Genomic DNA, 16,168 nt, shown 5'->3' on the forward strand with positions numbered 1-16,168 from the left:
CATCGAACGATGATGGGATCAAGACACTGCAATAGAGTGCAACGATCCTCGCATGGGGACGAACACGCGCTGCCCGGTACCTACGCCCAGATAGCTGCAGCAACCTACGCCGGGCCGCTCGGGTTAGCCTCCTGAACGGACGCGGTTTGAAGGTGTGATGACGTCCCGAGCTTGAAGGTGCGCCAATTTCCGTTCAACGACTAGGCACGGGACGCGTGCCCTCTTGCGTGGCGCTCGCCTCCCTTTCGCTTCGGTTCGGACTTGCCAATCGCAAATTCCTCGATCGTACGACCGGTTTTAAGCGCGGCAACCAGCCAGCGCGGTTGCTTCCCTCGCCCAGACCACGTTTCGGACGGCGCTTTGGGATTGCGGTATTTAGGTAGTACCTGGGGATATTTGCGGCGTTGACGCACCGCGGGCGCCGTTTGCGGACTAATGCCGATCGCCTGTCTCACATCGTCCTCGCGGCGGAGCTGGGCGAGGCGCTTTTCCAGCTCTCGCTTCTCTGTCGTTAGCCGCGCAGATAGAATCCGACCGATTTCTTCGTGTAGCTGCCACATTTCATCGACTGACATACTGTCGAAATTCAGCTTCTGGGTCATTTACGTGGGTCTCGATCTTTGATTCGCGGGATTATAGAGAAGGCGGCGTTGCCAGTCTAAGGGTCTCGGCAGAGATCTCGGAGTCCTTCTGGTCCCGGGAATCGTGGCTCAGGTTGCGAACCCTACCGTATTCTACGGCAAGTCGAACGGGCAGGCAAAAACTGGCTGTGCCAAGGAACGTTCGATAGGCAGTTGCGATCCAGCCTGCACAGTAATGCAATATTTCAAGCGTTCCTGCAAGGAACCGTCCAAAGGTCCCCACAAGTTGTAGCAGCTGCTACAGCACCTCTTGGATGTCGGCCTGCATTCGGTGAAGTGCTGCGTATCGACCCCCGCTGTTGATCAGTTCGTCGTGGGTGCCGTCTTCCACCAGGTGGCCGCGGTCAATAGTGAATATCCTATTGCTTCTGCGCACCGTGGAAAGGCGGTGGGCGATGATGAAGACTGTTCGCCCCTGCGCAATGCGCCGCATATTGTCCTGAATGATACGTTCACTTTCGTAGTCGAGAGCGCTCGTCGCCTCGTCGAAGATCAGGATGCGCGGATTTGTCACGAGTGCTCGAGCAATGGCTATTCGCTGACGCTGCCCGCCGGATAGGCTAGCCCCCCGCTCGCCGACGACGGTATCGTAGCCTTCCGGAAGCTCCAGGATGAATTCGTGCGCTCCAGCAAGCTTTGCAGCCTCAACCACGCGCTCGATCGGCATGCTCGGATCCGGGAGCGCGATATTGTCACGCACGGACTGGTTGAACAGGACGTTCTCCTGCAAAACGGCACCGACCTGCCTGCGTAACCAGGATGTATCAACCATCGACAGATCGACACCATCGATCAGCACACGTCCACTCTCGGGAATGAACAGGCGTTGGATCAGTTTCGCGACCGTGCTCTTGCCCGAACCGGAGGGGCCCACAATGCCGATGACCTGACCTGCCGAGACGTTGAAGCTGACATTGTGCAGAACCTCAGGTCCGTCCGCTCGGTATCGAAAAACTACGCGTTCGAACGTCACGTCGCCTCGAATGGTTGGCAGTGCCGTGCGAGCTGGATTGAATCTGGGCTCCGGAGGAGTGTTCAGGATGTCGCCAAGACGATCAACCGAAATTCGGGCTTGATGAAAATCCTGCCATATTTGGACAAGACGCAGCACTGGTTGGCTCACCCGGCTTGCCAGCATGTTAAATGCGACAAGTTGGCCGACTGACATTTCTCCGGAAATAACCAGCTTGGCTCCAAAATATAGAATGCCGGCCATCACGAGCTTGTTCACGAGCTGAACGCTGTTGCTGGCGTTGTTGCCCAGTCGCAGAACTCTAAAGCTCGCTGCTACGTATCCGGCAAGTTGCTCCTCCCAGCGCCTTTGCATCTGTGGCTCGACCGCCATTGCCTTCAAAGTGTCGACCCCGTTCACGCACTCAACAAGAAAGGCCTGGTTCTCGGCGCCGCGCTTGAATTTCTCGTCGAGAAGCTGGCGGAATCTCGGCGTGGCTCCGGCAGAGATCGCGATATAGAAAGGAAATCCTGCAAGAGCTATTCCGGTCAGTAGTGGTGAATAGAAAATCATCACTCCGAGGAAGACAAAAGTGAAGAAAAGGTCGATGACCAGGGTCAATGCGGAGCTGGTGAGAAAATTGCGGATGTTCTCGAGTTCGCGAACGCGCGCGACCGAATCCCCTACCCGCCGCACTTGGAAATACGCCGTCGGCAATGCAAGCAGATGTTGGAAGAGCCTTGCGCCAAGTTCGACGTCGATGCGGTTGGTTGCGTGGGAGAAGAGATATGTTCGCAGAATGCTGAGGATAGTCTCGAATACGGCTATCCCGATCAATCCGATGGCGAGCACATCGAGTGTGCTGAGGCTCCGGTGCACCAGTACTTTGTCGATGATCGCCTGAAAGAACAGCGGCGATACCAGTCCGAGAAGCTGCAGAAAAAATGATGCAGCCAACACTTCGAGCAATTGGTTCCGATATTTGCGGATAGCGCCAAGAAACCACGACAGGTCAAACTGCCGTGTCAACTCGGTCAGATTGACGCGCTTGGTCATCAGAACGAGCCGGCCATCCCAGATCGCCTCGAGATCTGCCCTGCTCATCAATTCCGGACGAGGGGTCTTCGCTGACTGAGCGACGGCTTTGTCGTCGCCGACTTTGCCAAGGAGAAGAAATCCGCCGTCCTTGAGCGCGGCGATCGCTGGCAGGGGTGTTTTGAGCAAACGGGCCCAATCGCTCTTGATTTCGCGCGCCTTCAGCCCAAATTCACGCGCGCAGCGCACCATTTCGGCAGTGCCAATTTGCGCCATGCCAGAGTGATGGCGGATTTGGGCAGGGTCCGCGCTGAGGCCGTGAAAACGCAGTAGCATCACAAGGGCTATGAGGCCCGGATCGTTTGGTCCGGGTGTATCCGAATGCGCAGTCATCATTTGCCCCATCGGTCAGGCGCGCCGACGCCGGGCGCGTTGCGATCATCGTATTTCGTGTTGGTAAACTTATAGCCCACATTAGGGCGACGATTTGGTGTGGGTCCTTCAAAAAATATCCGCAATCACAAAGGATAATTCAGTCTCGGCCATTAATTATGGTCCGAATGAAAATAATTAATAGCAGTATGCTGCGGACTATGATCAGGAGATTGCCTAAAAAGTGGGCAATACTATGAGGGGCTCGGGAATGATTAAGTCGGCATCAAAAATCGTACCGTTTCCGCTCGCTTCCAAACAGCGGTCGGCGGACGAACTCGCATTTTTGCCGGCCGCCCTGGAAATCGTTGAGACCCCTCCCTCCCCGCTCGGGCGCGCTATCGGAGCGACCATTGTCGCACTGTTCGTCGTGGGCCTTGCCTGGGCGAGTTTCGGGCGTGTGGATATCGTTGCGACTGCCACCGGAAGGGTCATTCCGACCGGCCGCAGCAAGGTGGTTCAGCCGTTCGAGACGGGAGTGGTCCGTGCAATCAGGGTTTCAGAAGGTGAGTTCGTCAACGCCGGTCAGAGCTTGATCGAACTCGATCCCACCATCAACGAAGGCGAAGTCAATCATCTGCAGAGCGACTTGCAGTCGGCCCAGCTCGATATCGCGCGTCTGAAAGCTGCGCTCGCCGACACCGACGACCCAGTTGGCGCATTCCGTCCGCCGGAGGGCGCCAATCCGGATTTGGTGGCCATGCAACGGCAATTCTTGATCGCGCAGGTTTCCGAATATCGGGCCAAGATCGCATCGCTGGACGGACAGAGAGCGCAGAAGGAAGCCGCGTTGGCAACAATCTCGGCAACCGTCGACAAGCTCGACGCGGTCATCCCGACCATCGAGGAGCGCGTCAACATCCGCAAGACCCTCAATGAATTTGGCTCGAGGTTGCAGTATTTCGAGGTATTGCAACAGCTCACCGAGAGCCAGCAGGAGCGCTTGGTTCAAAAGAGCCATGCCAAGGAGATGCAAGCGGCGATAGCAACGATTATCGAGACTCGTTCGCAGACCAAAGCCGAGTTTCGGAGAACGTTGTTAGGCGAGCTCGCTGAAGCCGAGAGAAAGGCCGCAGGCTTTGCGGCCGATCTTTCCAAGGCTGAACAGCGTGCCAAGTTTCAGCTCCTGACTGCCCCGGTGTCCGGTACGGTTCAGCAATTGGCGGTCCACACGATTGGCGGGGTGGTTACTCCCGCGCAGCCGCTCATGGTGATCGTGCCGCTTGATGATCAATTGGAGATCGAGGCCTCGGTCAACAATCGGGATATCGGCTTTATTCATGCAGGTGACCAAGTCGAGATCAAAGTCGATACATTTGATTTCACCAGATACGGCCTTCTGCACGGAAAGGTGTTGAGCGTCTCGTCCGACTCGGTTGCTCGCGAGGTTCCTGGCGAAAAGACGGCCGACAGATCGGGCACAGGATCTATGACAGCTACGAGCGAGCCAAAGGGCGAGGAAATGAACTATGTGGCGCGGATCTCTGTCGCCCATCCGCAGCTTCAGGTGGACGGTAAGGTGGTGAGCCTGTCACCAGGCATGGCAGTGACAGCCGAGATCAAGACAGGATCGCGCCGCATGATCAGTTACTTGTTGTCGCCGCTGATGAAATACAAGCAAGAGACGATGCGCGAGCGTTGAGGCTTTTAGCGGATTGAGGGGGACACCTGGATCTCCGGCGGGGACGAGTGAAGGCCAAGTGCGGGCGTGGATCGAATTTGTTGGATGGGTGGCGACGCAACCGCATGATGGGGCTTAGGCCTGCCCCTCGAAGCGGATGCGGCCGTGGGAGGCGCGACGAGGAGACTTGGCCTCGCCGCCGCAGGCGTCTTTGGTTTATCCAGATTTGGAGCGGTTACAGTAACGTTCGCATCCGTTCTCGGATTTGCCGTTCTGGATTTGCCCGACACTCCCCGCGCCAGGGATCCCGTAAAGAGAGGATCTGTCATCTTGCTCGCTGCCAGCGGTGAGGCTCCAAGCGTTGCCCAATCGGGAAGTCGGCCTGACGATCCGATCGTTGATCGGTTGGAAGCCTGAACTGGATCCGAATACGCGGACGGCGCCGCTACAATCGGTGGAACGACTGCGCGCTTGTTGGCGAGCTCGCCTGACGTCAGGCTTGACGACGAGAACGGCAGAGGAGTGAAGGGTAAGCTCGACCAGGACGCGCTCTCGGCTGAAGCAGTTGGTGGCGTGGATGCATGCTCGACGGGCCGCGCTGAGTCCGCTGTCGGTGCCGACCGTGCCGAAGAGTCTCTCGCACTATCATGAGATGTTGGCATCAACGCCTCAAATCCGAACGATGGATCATCAAATGCGATGACGGGTCGGTCAACGTACGCTGCTTCGTCCGGGAGTGGTGAAGGAACCTGGTATTCCATCCTCTTGAATGCAGTCGGGGGCGAAACGGATGCGTTGAGCCTCGCAAGGCTGCTGCGAGCTTCCCTGGAATGCGGTCCTTCGGGAAAAAACTCGAGATACGACCAGAACGCGTCCGGCGTACCGGCGGAGCAAGTCAGTTGCCAGATAACCGCCTCGCGTCTGACAGCCAACAGCGCACGTATGCGCTTCGCTTCTGGCTCCTTCCAATGGTCTGCCAGGTAGTCTGCATAGGAATCCAGGGTGTCGCGCCGAAGTGCGGCAACGTAGGCTTGTTGCGTGGGAAGGCTCGATATTGGTGCGGTATGCCCCGCTTCCCCATTGCCTGCCGCAGCGGCTGACCCAAGGATAGCCGGCGACTTGAGGCCGGAAGTGTGCCACGGCACCAGCGTGCCGCGTGTGGCTTCGTTGACGCCGATGCGTACACGCGCAAAGATGTCTACGAGGTCAGAATTGCCATCGCGCATCATCTCTGTGATAGCCGAGGCATAAGACCCGTAATGATCCTTGTCCTCGACATCCGGCGAGACGGTCCCCGGGGATGCATTGTATGCTATAAGAACATCCGGCCAGGTCGTGAACCAGGCGAGCCCGCTGGCGGGCGGCTGTCCCGCGATCAAAAACGGATTTCGGCGCGCCGCGTCGAGGATGATGAACGTACCCCTGGCACGGAGAGTCGAAAACGCACGGGCGATCCCAGAGAGCTGCACTCCGAACAGTGGCAGGTCCGTCCCCGCGGCAATCTCCGCATTCGTGTCGACTGGCAACAGGTAGTTGTCGCCGCCGAATTGCAGCGCAAAGCCGGTGAAGTACACGCCGATCCAAGTTTCCGGTCCCGCCTCTGAAGCTCTCTCGATAAAGTCGAGAAATGTCTTCTTCAGTTGGCCGGTGCCGAGGTCTCGGGCAAGGGTTACTTGGAATCCAACGGACTGCAAGCCGTGGGCAACAAGGTCAGCGTCACTCGTCGAAGTCGCGAGCCTTTGAGCATGATAGTTTGCATTGCCGATCACGAGCGCCAAGCGCTTCTCGGTTGAAGAAGCGCTTGCACAGGAGATGTAGATCAGAGTGGTGAGGAGGCAGCAGATTATCTTGGCCGTTTGCGCCTCCCCACTGTGTCGATCACGATCCGAGCGAGTGCTGAGTCGTCTGGCCGACGAGTGGCCTTGCCAACGGCTGAATGCTATGGGCGCCGACATCACCCACGCCGATTGTCGACCGTCCGCCGCTGTCAATCCCGGAGCTCGGGAAGGCCGACGCGATCTGTTGAGACCACAGCGCCAGACGCTGATCAATCGAAGCTAACCATGTATCTGATGCCGCTGACGGAGATGGGCGAACAGAAGATTGGTCGGCGACCGGTGGATCAACGATGATGGTCCCACCCTTCCCGTCACTCGATGCCGTGAAATTGGCGAGCGAGTAGTTGCCAACCACACCAAGCTTCGCCGTATGCGTTCCATCGCTGACGGTCAGTGTTCCACCAGAACTGTTGCCTGCATAGCTCAGCGACGCGCTGGCACCGGCGGTGATGTCGGTCAGGTCGATACGATCGCCGGAAGCCAGGGAGCCGGAAAACGAGCCGGAGAACTTGGCCGAGTTGTCAATAATGAGGGTGCCGGTAGCGCCTGCGAAGCTAATCGATCCCGAATAGGCTCCGGTAATTTCCACTGACGCGCCATTGCCGATGACCAAGGAGCCGGAGCGGACCGTGGTCCCGGTGCCGGACAGGGCAATGACCCCATCGCCATTCAGATCGGCGTGGAAGACGCCCTCATATGGCTGCAGCGTCGAACTCCATCCCGAGACTATCGGCGTGAGATTTGCCGTCCAATTGCCGTTGGCGTCGGTGGTGCAGATCATGTACTGGCTCTGCCCATTTTCCTTAAGGGCCACTTCATAGCCTGTCGCGGTCCGCACGGCTGCAATGGGGGCAAACCAGCTAAACTGATAGTCGGATCCGTCGAGCTTCAGAGATGGCCCGGAGCCGGCGCTGTTATCGAGATAATAGCTATTGCCGACTTGTGTCAGATGCACCGTGGTGTCGATCTTCAGCGTGCCCAAGGGATTGGTCACTGCCCCGCCAAGGTTTGCCGAATTGCCGGCGCCGTCTTTCACCGTTGCCGAGTTCAGGTTGACGCGGGTTACCGCCAGGTCGGACGTATTCTGACCCGCTGCCACCGTGTAGGAGAAAGTCAGCGCCTTGCTGCCTGAGCCGCCGGTGTAGGTCGCGGTGCCGCCGTCGTTCAGGGTCAGTGTCGGTGTGCCCCCGGCAACCGTCACCGCCTCGCTCAGGTTTACGGTTAGAGTAACCGTGCTGCCAACCGAGAGCGTGCCCGAGCCGGCCGTAATACCGTTTCCGGAGGCAACGACCGACGAAACGGTCGGCGGCGTGGTGTCGCTCTGCGAGCCCGATGACGCAGGTGGCGGCACTCCCGGATTCGCAAGGAAATTGCCGGTCAAGCTAGCCGCATTTCCCGCGGCATCACGAATCGAGGCGCCGTTCGCCAGGTTTACTTGGGTGATGACGAGCGAAGTGGCGGGATTAGTCGTCACGTATTTGAACTTCAGCGCGGTCGTGCCCGAACCGCCGGCGTATGTCGCGGTACCACCGTTGCTGAGGATCAGCGTGGGGGTGCCGGTCACTGTCACGGCTTCATCGAACGACAGAGTCAAAACGACGCTGTTCGCGGACGCTGCCGACGCCACCGACGTGATCAGCGGCGGCGTGGTCTCGATCTGCAAGGTGCCGGCGGGATTCGTTACGGCATTGACAAGGTTGGCAGCGTTGCCGGCGCTGTCCTTGACGGTTGCAGAATTGAGATTGAGTGCTGTCACCGCCAGGTCGGCGGTGCTCTGACCAGCGCCTACTGTGTAGCTGAAGGTCAACGCCTTTGTGCCAGATCCACCGCTATAGGTAGCCGTACCGCCATCGTTGAGCGTCAGCGTGGGCGTGCCTCCGGAGACGGTCACTACTTCGCTCAGATTGATCGTCAGCGTCACGACGCTGCCGACCCCGAGAAGGCCGCTTCCTGCTGTGATCCCGCTGCCAGATGTCACAACGGACGCGACGGCTGGTGCTGTGGTGTCGATCTGGAGTGTCCCGGTGGGATTCGCTACCGCGCCGGCCAAGTTGGCGGCATTGCCAGCGCCATCCTTGATGGACGCTGAATTCAGGTTGAGTGCCGTTACTGCCAGGTCGGAGGTGTCCTGACCTGCTGCGACAGTGTAGCTGAAAGTCAGCGCATTCGAGCCCGAGCCGCCGCTATAGGTAGCCGTGCCGCCATTGTTCAGCGTCAGCGTCGGTGTGCCGCCTGCGACCGTCACAGCCTCGCTCATCGTCATCGTCAGCGTCACGACCGTGCCGGTGCCAATGGTGCCGCTTCCCGCCGTTATGCCCTTGCCTGACGCCGCAAGTGAGCTGACTGTCGGGGCGGTCGTGTCGATCTGCAGGGTCCCGGCGGGATTTGTTACAGCGCCACTCAGGTCGACGGCGTTGCCATTACCGTCTTTTACGGATGCCGAACTGAGATTGACCGCCGTCACCGCCAGATCGGAGGTGTTTTGACCGGCTGCCACCGTGTAGCTGAAGGTCAACGCGTTGGTGCCCGAACCGCCAATGTAAGTCGCGACGCCGCCATCGTTGAGCGCCAAGGTTGGCGTGCCCCCGCTCACGGTAGCCGCCGTGCTCAGGTTCACAGTCAAAGTTACGACGCTTCCCACGCCGAGGTCGCCCGCCCCTGCTGTGATGCCGCTACCTGAGGCCACCAGAGATGCGACCGCGGAGGGTGCAGGAGCACCGGCCGTTGGCAGAGCTCCAATGGAAATCGGATCGGGAACTGAGATGGCACTGGTACCCGAGGAACTTGTAGCCTTGGCAGACAAGCTATGGACGCCATTGGCAAGCGCCTTGGTCGTGAAAGACCATGTGTTGTCGCTGTTGACTGTTGCGGTACCGAGCTGCGTGGTGCCGTCAAAGATACTCACGGTCGTAATCGAGAAACCGGCGGCAACGGTGCCATAGAGCGTGACGGCGTTGTTGACCAGGGCATTTCCCGTGATGGTCGGAGACGGTGGCGTGTTCGAAGAATTGCCGAAACCGACGCCGTTCTCATGGCCAATTGCGCTCACGTCGCCGAGCGCATTGACGTCGTAGGCCTGAATGCTGTTCCACGTGTTGGGAGCGAAGGTCGGCGTGGTAAATGTCCAGTGGCCGGATGCGTCGACTTTTGCGCTACCCAAAGCGGTGCCATACGACGTCGAAAAATAAACGGTCGTGTTGGCACCTGCGGTCCCAGTAAATGTGAAGGTGCCATTCCCATTGTCTACTGGATCACCGAAGACAGGGGTGCTGACTGGTTGCGCGTTGATAGTCACGCCGGGGAATTGAACGAGTGCGCCCGTTAGAATCGCCGCGTTTCCGCTGGCATCGTTGATCGCTGCACCGTTGGGCAGATTCGCGCCCGTGATTGCGAGACCCTTTACGCTGTTATCGCTCGCGCCGACCGTATAGGTGAAGGTCAGAGAATTACTGCCCGAGCCTCCACTATAGACGGCCGTGCCACCGTCATTGAGCGTCAGGGTCGGGGTGCCGGTCACCGACACGGCCGAACTCATCTTCACTGTAAACGTGATCTTCGTTCCGACGACTGTCTCGCCGGTCGGAGCGGAAGTTGCGACACTCGTGATGATCGGGCCGGTAAAGGAAGCGACCGTTGCACTGGCAGCGGCCGAGGCTGCACTGGTGTTGCCGGCACTGTCGGTTGCTGTCGCAGTGAGATTGTGGCTGCCGATTGAAAGGGCGCCTGTTTCGTAGAACCACGAGCCGTTGGACGAGGTCGCTACAGTGCCCAGCTTTGTAGATCCGTCAAAGATCGTGACTGTGCTGTTGGCTTGCGCAGTGCCATTCAGCAGCACCTGGTTGCCGTTTACGACGTCGCTGAGGATCAGCGGAGCGCCTGGGGCCGTTGTGATGACAGTGTTTGAATAATCGACGGTGATCGGTTGATTGCTGGACCAGCCTTCGTAGATGCCTTCCTTCCAATAGACGCCGCCGCCGTATCCGAGCGCGCCGTGATAGTCGACAACCTGCTGGCCATTGATCCAGACTTCCAGGAATCCATTTGAATTGTTCTGGAAGTTCGCCTCAAGCTGGACATCGATGGGCTGACCACGAACGATCGGCGTAGGCGAAACCCACAAATAGCCATTCAGTTGGTCGCCCGGCAGCGTGGCTGCGGTCCAAGACGTTTGCCCGGGAAGCGCATAGAAAGCCTGGATCGCAAGATAGTCGCCTTCGCCGACGCCGTTGGCGCCCGTCAGATGGAATGCGAAAGGCGGACTTCCTCCCTGTATCGATTGGTAGGTCGCGTTATTGTCGTCTCCGTGAAATTGTCCAAGGATCTGCCACGCCAGGTTATTGCTTGTGTCATTAAAGCCCGGCTGAACCGTAAACTGATATGACAGGTTGATGGTTGAAGTCGGAGAGAAGACGGTGCCACCACTGATCTCGCTGCGGTGGCTGTCATTGTCGGCCCAGACATCATTGGGCTGCAGTTGGAATCGCAGTGTGTGGCTGTCGATTTGCTTGATGGCCCAGGGCGCGTTGCCGTTGATGTTCGCGTTTTCGACGTAGTAAGGCATGCCGCCGACCGTGATCGGGGCCGACCATTGATCGGTCAACGGCGAGAAATTGGAGATTGCCCCCGTCACCGTCTGGACAAGCGCGGAGGACGCTGCGCTCGTGGTCCCGGCCAGCGTCGCCGTCGCCGTAAAGCTATGCGTGCCATCCGTCAGCGACGGCGTCTCATATGACCAAACGCCGCTGCTGTTCGTCGTTGCCGTACCCAGCTGAGTGCTGCCGTCGTAGACGGTGATCGTGCTGTTGGGGGTGGCGGTCCCGACGAGAGTCAGCGTGTCCGAATAGCTCGTGCCTGGATCTCTGTCGACAGCGATATCGTCAGGCGATGCCGTCAGAATGACGGGCGAATTAATCTGTGCGGCCATTTAATTGCGTCCCTTCATGGTCCACAAGTGCGTTGATGCGGTGGTCGAACTAATTAAAACTGTGCATCAAACTAAGTGGCACTCATGAAGAACCTGCTCTTTAAAAGAGTATAGTTTTAGAAAAGCCACGGATTGGTCAGACTTGCTCGGTCGAACCGTTGCATTTGCCGTGTTATTTCCCCGTGGCCCGCAATTATGCGAATTCGGTTCTGTCCACTTTGTCACCCTCTGATTGCATAGCGTCAGCAACATGATGCCCCCTCAAGGTCGGCCTTCTCAGATATTCCAGTTCATTGAGGCGAAAGCCCCTCGCGATTTCCCCAGCGCGAGGTGACCCCACCGCTCTTCCGATGGCTACGCCCAACATGAACATGGTTAACGACCAATGCGGCAGCGCTAGGAACCGGGATTGTTCAAAGTGTGACAATGGCGGGCTCATTATTGTTGAAATCGGCCGAATGGTGCGATAGTACCAAAATACTACAGTTTTTGAACGAGGTGCGGCATTTGGTCTGGAATCACGCGGATCCGTGAAGCCGCTCGCGAATAATGCTCGCCCCAGTCGGCTCGAAGAACCGGACCTCTGAATTGCCGGCTGCCTGCCCAACGTATTCTCGGCTGCCGGCACGTTGCGGCTTCGGCGCCGTGTAGCCGCCGACGCGATGAGCGAGTTCCCGTTTACGAAATATCCGTGACAGACTCGTCTTTTGGACGCTGCCAGCTTAGAGTTGGGGCCATATTCTTGAGCAGTTAGATGATTTTTTTTGATGGGGTCGAATATTATGCTGACGATTGCCTCGCCAGTACCAAGGGTCGCTCCCGATCTCAGGCCCTTGGTCGTCGACCTCGATGGCACTCTGGTCCGATCGGATCTCTTGCTTGAAACTGGTTTCTCGGAGCTTGGGCGAGACCCCCGCTCGATCATTGATCTTTGCGCTGCACTGCTTCGAGGAAAAGCCGCGCTGAAGGAACGGCTGGCGAAATCGGCCGCGTTCGATCCGACGGTCCTCCCTTACGACGACGCGGTGCTGGCCCGCATCCAACAAGCGAGGGACCTGGGACGTCCAGTTTATCTTGCATCCGCAAGTGACCAGCGTCTGGTCAAGGCGGTCGCCGATCACCTCGGCGTTTTCTCTGGTTGGTTTGCGTCGGATGGAGGCGTCAACCTTGCCGCTCGCACGAAAGCAGACCGCCTCGATCTGGAATTTCAGGAATGCGGGTACGATTACATCGGCAACGACCGGGCCGACGTGCCGGTGTGGACGTCAGCCGTCAATGCGATTGCGATCCGAGCTCCCGCTGGGGTGAAGCGCACGCTGGCACAGCTTGGGTTGAATGCTGAGCATCTGCCGGCGGCGCGGCCGACATGGCGAACTTGGACTAAGTTGCTGCGCGTCCACCAGTATGCCAAGAACATACTGGTCTTCGTCCCTCTGCTTCTCGCGCATCAATTTTCGATCAGCACAATTGTTGAAGCCGTTCTGGCGTTTGTGGCCTTCTCTCTCTGCGCTTCCGGCGTATACGTTCTGAACGATCTGATCGATCTGCAAGCGGATCGTCTGCATCCAACGAAACGCAATCGTCCGTTGGCGAGCGGCTTAATCCCGCTTCGAGATGCCGTTGTCGTTGTCCCGATACTCCTTGTTGCCGCAGCGGCGATCGGCCTTCTCGTTTCGTTGCAGTTTATGGCCGTTCTGCTCGGCTATTTCATTTTGACGACGGCGTATTCCTTCGTACTCAAGCGAAAGATGCTTGTCGATGTCATTGCGTTGGCGATGCTCTATGTGATCCGTCTCGTCGCCGGAGCCGTGGCTGTTCAGGTGACCTTCTCCGAGTGGTTGCTGGCCTTCTCGATGTTCTTCTTTATGGCATTGGCGTTGATCAAGCGTTATGTCGAACTGGCTGTACGCGTAGACTCCGGCTTGCCCCAACCGGAAAACCGGAACTACAAGCTTGGGGATCTCGATGTCGTCGCGGGACTCGCCGCTGCAGCAGGCTTCAACGCTATTACTGTATTCGCGCTCTACATCTCGTCTGACGCGGTTCACTCGTTGTACCGACGTCCTCAGCTCCTTTGGTTTATTTGTCCCGTGCTTTTGTACTGGATCAGTCGAGCCTTGATGATGGCGCACCGCCGACACATGGAGGACGATCCGATCGCATTCGCCTTGCGCGACAGGAACAGTATTGTCGCGGGGCTTATCGTCGGCGCGCTTATTCTTGCAGCCATCTGATGGAATTGCCCACGATGGCCATCGCTGTGCGATATGCCCTTTTCGCGATAGTATCGATGTTGGGCAATCTTGGAGTCCAGGAGTCGGTCGTCTACGTCACGGCTCCTGGGACGCCCCTTGTGGTATCAATGGTTTCGGGGACCGCGGCAGGCTTTGCGTTAAAGTACATTCTCGACAAGCGATGGATCTTTCGGGACAGCTATACGTCTTCGGCCAGCGAGCTAAGAAAGATTGTCCTCTATGGTGCGTTTGGCGTTGCCACGACGGCTGTGTTCTGGGCAACGGAACTCGCATTCTGGCATGTATGGCATTCAGAGACCGCAAAGTGTGCCGGCGCCATCATCGGTTTGATCGCGGGCTACGCGGCGAAGTATTCGTTGGATAAGATCTTCGTGTTCAGGAAGCAGGATAGCTATGAGACTCGCCGGCTGGGGACGCTTCCCCTTTCATGAGAGCCGGGCAACCAAGCTCACGTGTCCAGACGCCGTTGGGCAGATTCACCGCGAATCCGGCGGCTATATTGCACGTGGCAACGGACGCGCCTATGGCGACGCGGCAATCGGTAGAGACACCACGCTACAGGTTGCCGGATTAAACAGGATGGTGTCTTTCGCTCCCGCTACGGCGGAGCTGACGGTCGAGTCCGGAGTGCTGCTATCCGACATTATTGATGTCTTCTTACCGCGAGGATTGTTCCCGCCCGTGGTTCCGGGGACGCAGTTTGTCACCGTTGGCGGAATGGTCGCAGCGGATGTGCATGGCAAGAACCACCATCGTGATGGTGGGTTTGGCCACCACGTGCATGCCTTGAAGCTCGTTCTTCCGAGCGGCGAGCTCGTCACCTGCTCGTGGGCGGAGAACGCAGCCCTGTTCGTTGCGACGATCGGTGGGATGGGGCTTACAGGAACCATAGTCGAAGTGACTCTCGGTCTGCGACGGGTCGAAAGCGGATGGATCAAAACCCGAACGGTCGTCACCGAAAACCTTGAGGGTGCTATACAGGCGCTGCAACAGACGGCCGAGGCGACCTATTCAGTCGCTTGGATTGATTGTCTGGCCCGGGGGCCGGCCATGGGACGTTCGCTCATTTACGTCGGAGAGCATGCAAGGCAAGACGAGCTCCCGGCGGCGGCGAAGTTTGGAGAACTATTCCCTCGGCGTGCACAACGGCGAGTGAACGTTCCATTCGACCTTCCATCGTGGACGCTCAATCGGATGACGGTCGGCTTGTTCAACGAAGCTTACTTTAGGCGGGGCTCCGCGAATGGGAATAGTTCAGGTTTCATGCACTGGGAGCCTTACTTCTTTCCCCTTGACGGGGTCGGCGCGTGGAATCGGATCTACGGTCGCCGCGGATTTGTACAACATCAAAGCGTACTGCCGGTGGATCGCGCCGCAGCGGCGCTGGGCGAGGTGCTTGATCGGATCTCGCGTCAAGCGAATGCGTCCTTCCTTGCGGTTCTCAAGCAGTTGGGTAACGGATTTGGAACGATGTCATTTCCAATCGACGGGTTCACGCTTGCGATCGACTTTCCGGTCAATGCGAAGGTATTTCCACTTCTCGAGGAAATAGATCGGGTGGTGGTCGAGGCGGGTGGTCGAATTTATCTGGCCAAGGATGCCAGGCAATCTCGAGATACTTTCGAGGCGGGCTACCCCGGTCTGGCGGCTTTTCGTGACATCAGGCGGTCGGTGGGGGCCGACGCTCGGATCGTCTCTCGCTTGTCTGAAAGACTGGGCATTTGATGCAAACGCAGAAAACGATGCTACTTCTTGGTTGCACCTCCGACATTGGTTTGGCGACCGCTATCGCTTATGGCAACGCCGGGTATCGGCTTATCGTGACCGCTCGAGACCCGGTGTCAGCCGAACGAAACGTTCGCGATATCACGACGAGAACCGGCGCTGAGGTGGAGTTACGAGCGCTTGATATATTGCGTATCGACCATTTCGAAAGCTTTGTCGATGGACTGCCCATTCTGCCCGATACGGTCGTTTGCGTGATCGGCGAGCTGGGCGACCAGCGGCGTGCGCAACGCGACCTTGACCACGCGAGCACGGTGATGCGTACGAACTTCGAGGGGCCGGCGTTGCTTCTTGGACTGTTCGCCGAGAGGATGAGCGAGCGCGGATGGGGAACGCTCGTGGGCGTCAGTTCGGTGGCAGGAGACCGCGGTCGCGCGTCCAATTATGCCTATGGTGCTGCAAAGGCGGGCTTTACGGCGTTCCTGTCCGGATTGAGAAATCGGTTGGCAGCATCGCGTGTTCGAGTCGTGACAATCAAGCCTGGATACGTCCATACCCGAATGACGCAAAATATGAAGTTGCCGTCAGCTCTGACGGCCGAGCCGGACGAAGTCGCCCGGGCGGTCTACAGAGCAACAGAGACTGGGCGTGGTGATGTGTTGTACGTCAGACCAATCTGGCGAATCATCATGGCGGTTATCCGTGCGATTCCCGAGCGACTGTTCAAAAAGCTAAGGCTCTAGTC

The 16,168-nt window shown here is 58.1% G+C and carries 9 protein-coding genes; 5 read left to right on the forward strand and 4 right to left on the reverse strand.

From position 1 onward, the window contains the following. Positions 1–200 precede the first annotated feature (200 nt). Complete coding sequence (locus P6U30_RS37200) at positions 201–602, reverse strand: H-NS family nucleoid-associated regulatory protein (protein WP_407170741.1); 402 nt, start codon at positions 600–602, stop codon at positions 201–203. A gap of 277 nt (positions 603–879) precedes the next feature. After that, the gene (locus tag P6U30_RS37205) at positions 880–3,021 is read right to left on the reverse strand and encodes a type I secretion system permease/ATPase (RefSeq protein ID WP_407170742.1); all 2,142 of its coding nucleotides are present in this window, start codon (positions 3,019–3,021) and stop codon (positions 880–882) included. 250 nt (positions 3,022–3,271) lie between these two features. Here P6U30_RS37205 and P6U30_RS37210 point away from each other — a divergent pair, with 250 nt between their 5' ends. Beyond that, on the forward strand, positions 3,272–4,702 hold the full coding sequence (locus tag P6U30_RS37210; protein ID WP_407152800.1) for an HlyD family type I secretion periplasmic adaptor subunit: 1,431 nt from the start codon (positions 3,272–3,274) through the stop codon (positions 4,700–4,702). 5 nt (positions 4,703–4,707) lie between these two features. Here the strand turns inward: P6U30_RS37210 and P6U30_RS37215 are convergent, their stop codons facing one another. Then, on the reverse strand, positions 4,708–6,459 hold the full coding sequence (locus tag P6U30_RS37215; RefSeq protein WP_407170743.1) for a caspase family protein: 1,752 nt from the start codon (positions 6,457–6,459) through the stop codon (positions 4,708–4,710). A 100-nt stretch (positions 6,460–6,559) separates the two neighbouring features. Further along, positions 6,560–11,443 (reverse strand): heparin lyase I family protein, encoded by a 4,884-nt coding sequence (locus P6U30_RS37220; protein ID WP_407170744.1) that lies wholly within the window; start codon positions 11,441–11,443, stop codon positions 6,560–6,562. Between the two features lie 782 nt (positions 11,444–12,225). Between P6U30_RS37220 and P6U30_RS37225 the strand changes: the two genes are divergently transcribed. The 4 genes from P6U30_RS37225 to P6U30_RS37240 are packed head-to-tail and all read left to right on the forward strand — an operon-like array spanning position 12,226 to position 16,166. Next, a complete protein-coding gene (locus tag P6U30_RS37225; RefSeq protein WP_407170745.1) occupies positions 12,226–13,677 on the forward strand; it encodes a UbiA family prenyltransferase in 1,452 nt (483 codons plus the stop codon). A 14-nt stretch (positions 13,678–13,691) separates the two neighbouring features. Beyond that, positions 13,692–14,129, forward strand: coding sequence for a GtrA family protein (locus P6U30_RS37230; protein ID WP_407170684.1), 438 nt, complete (start codon positions 13,692–13,694; stop codon positions 14,127–14,129). Further along, complete coding sequence (locus tag P6U30_RS37235) at positions 14,092–15,423, forward strand: FAD-dependent oxidoreductase (protein ID WP_407170685.1); 1,332 nt, start codon at positions 14,092–14,094, stop codon at positions 15,421–15,423. The genes P6U30_RS37230 and P6U30_RS37235 overlap by 38 nt, the downstream gene beginning before the upstream one ends. Then, on the forward strand, positions 15,423–16,166 hold the full coding sequence (locus tag P6U30_RS37240) for an SDR family oxidoreductase (protein ID WP_407170686.1): 744 nt from the start codon (positions 15,423–15,425) through the stop codon (positions 16,164–16,166). The genes P6U30_RS37235 and P6U30_RS37240 overlap by 1 nt, the downstream gene beginning before the upstream one ends. Positions 16,167–16,168 lie beyond the last annotated feature (2 nt).

It is taken from the genome of Bradyrhizobium sp. ORS 111 (assembly GCF_045571485.1).
Taxonomy (GTDB): domain Bacteria; phylum Pseudomonadota; class Alphaproteobacteria; order Rhizobiales; family Xanthobacteraceae; genus Bradyrhizobium.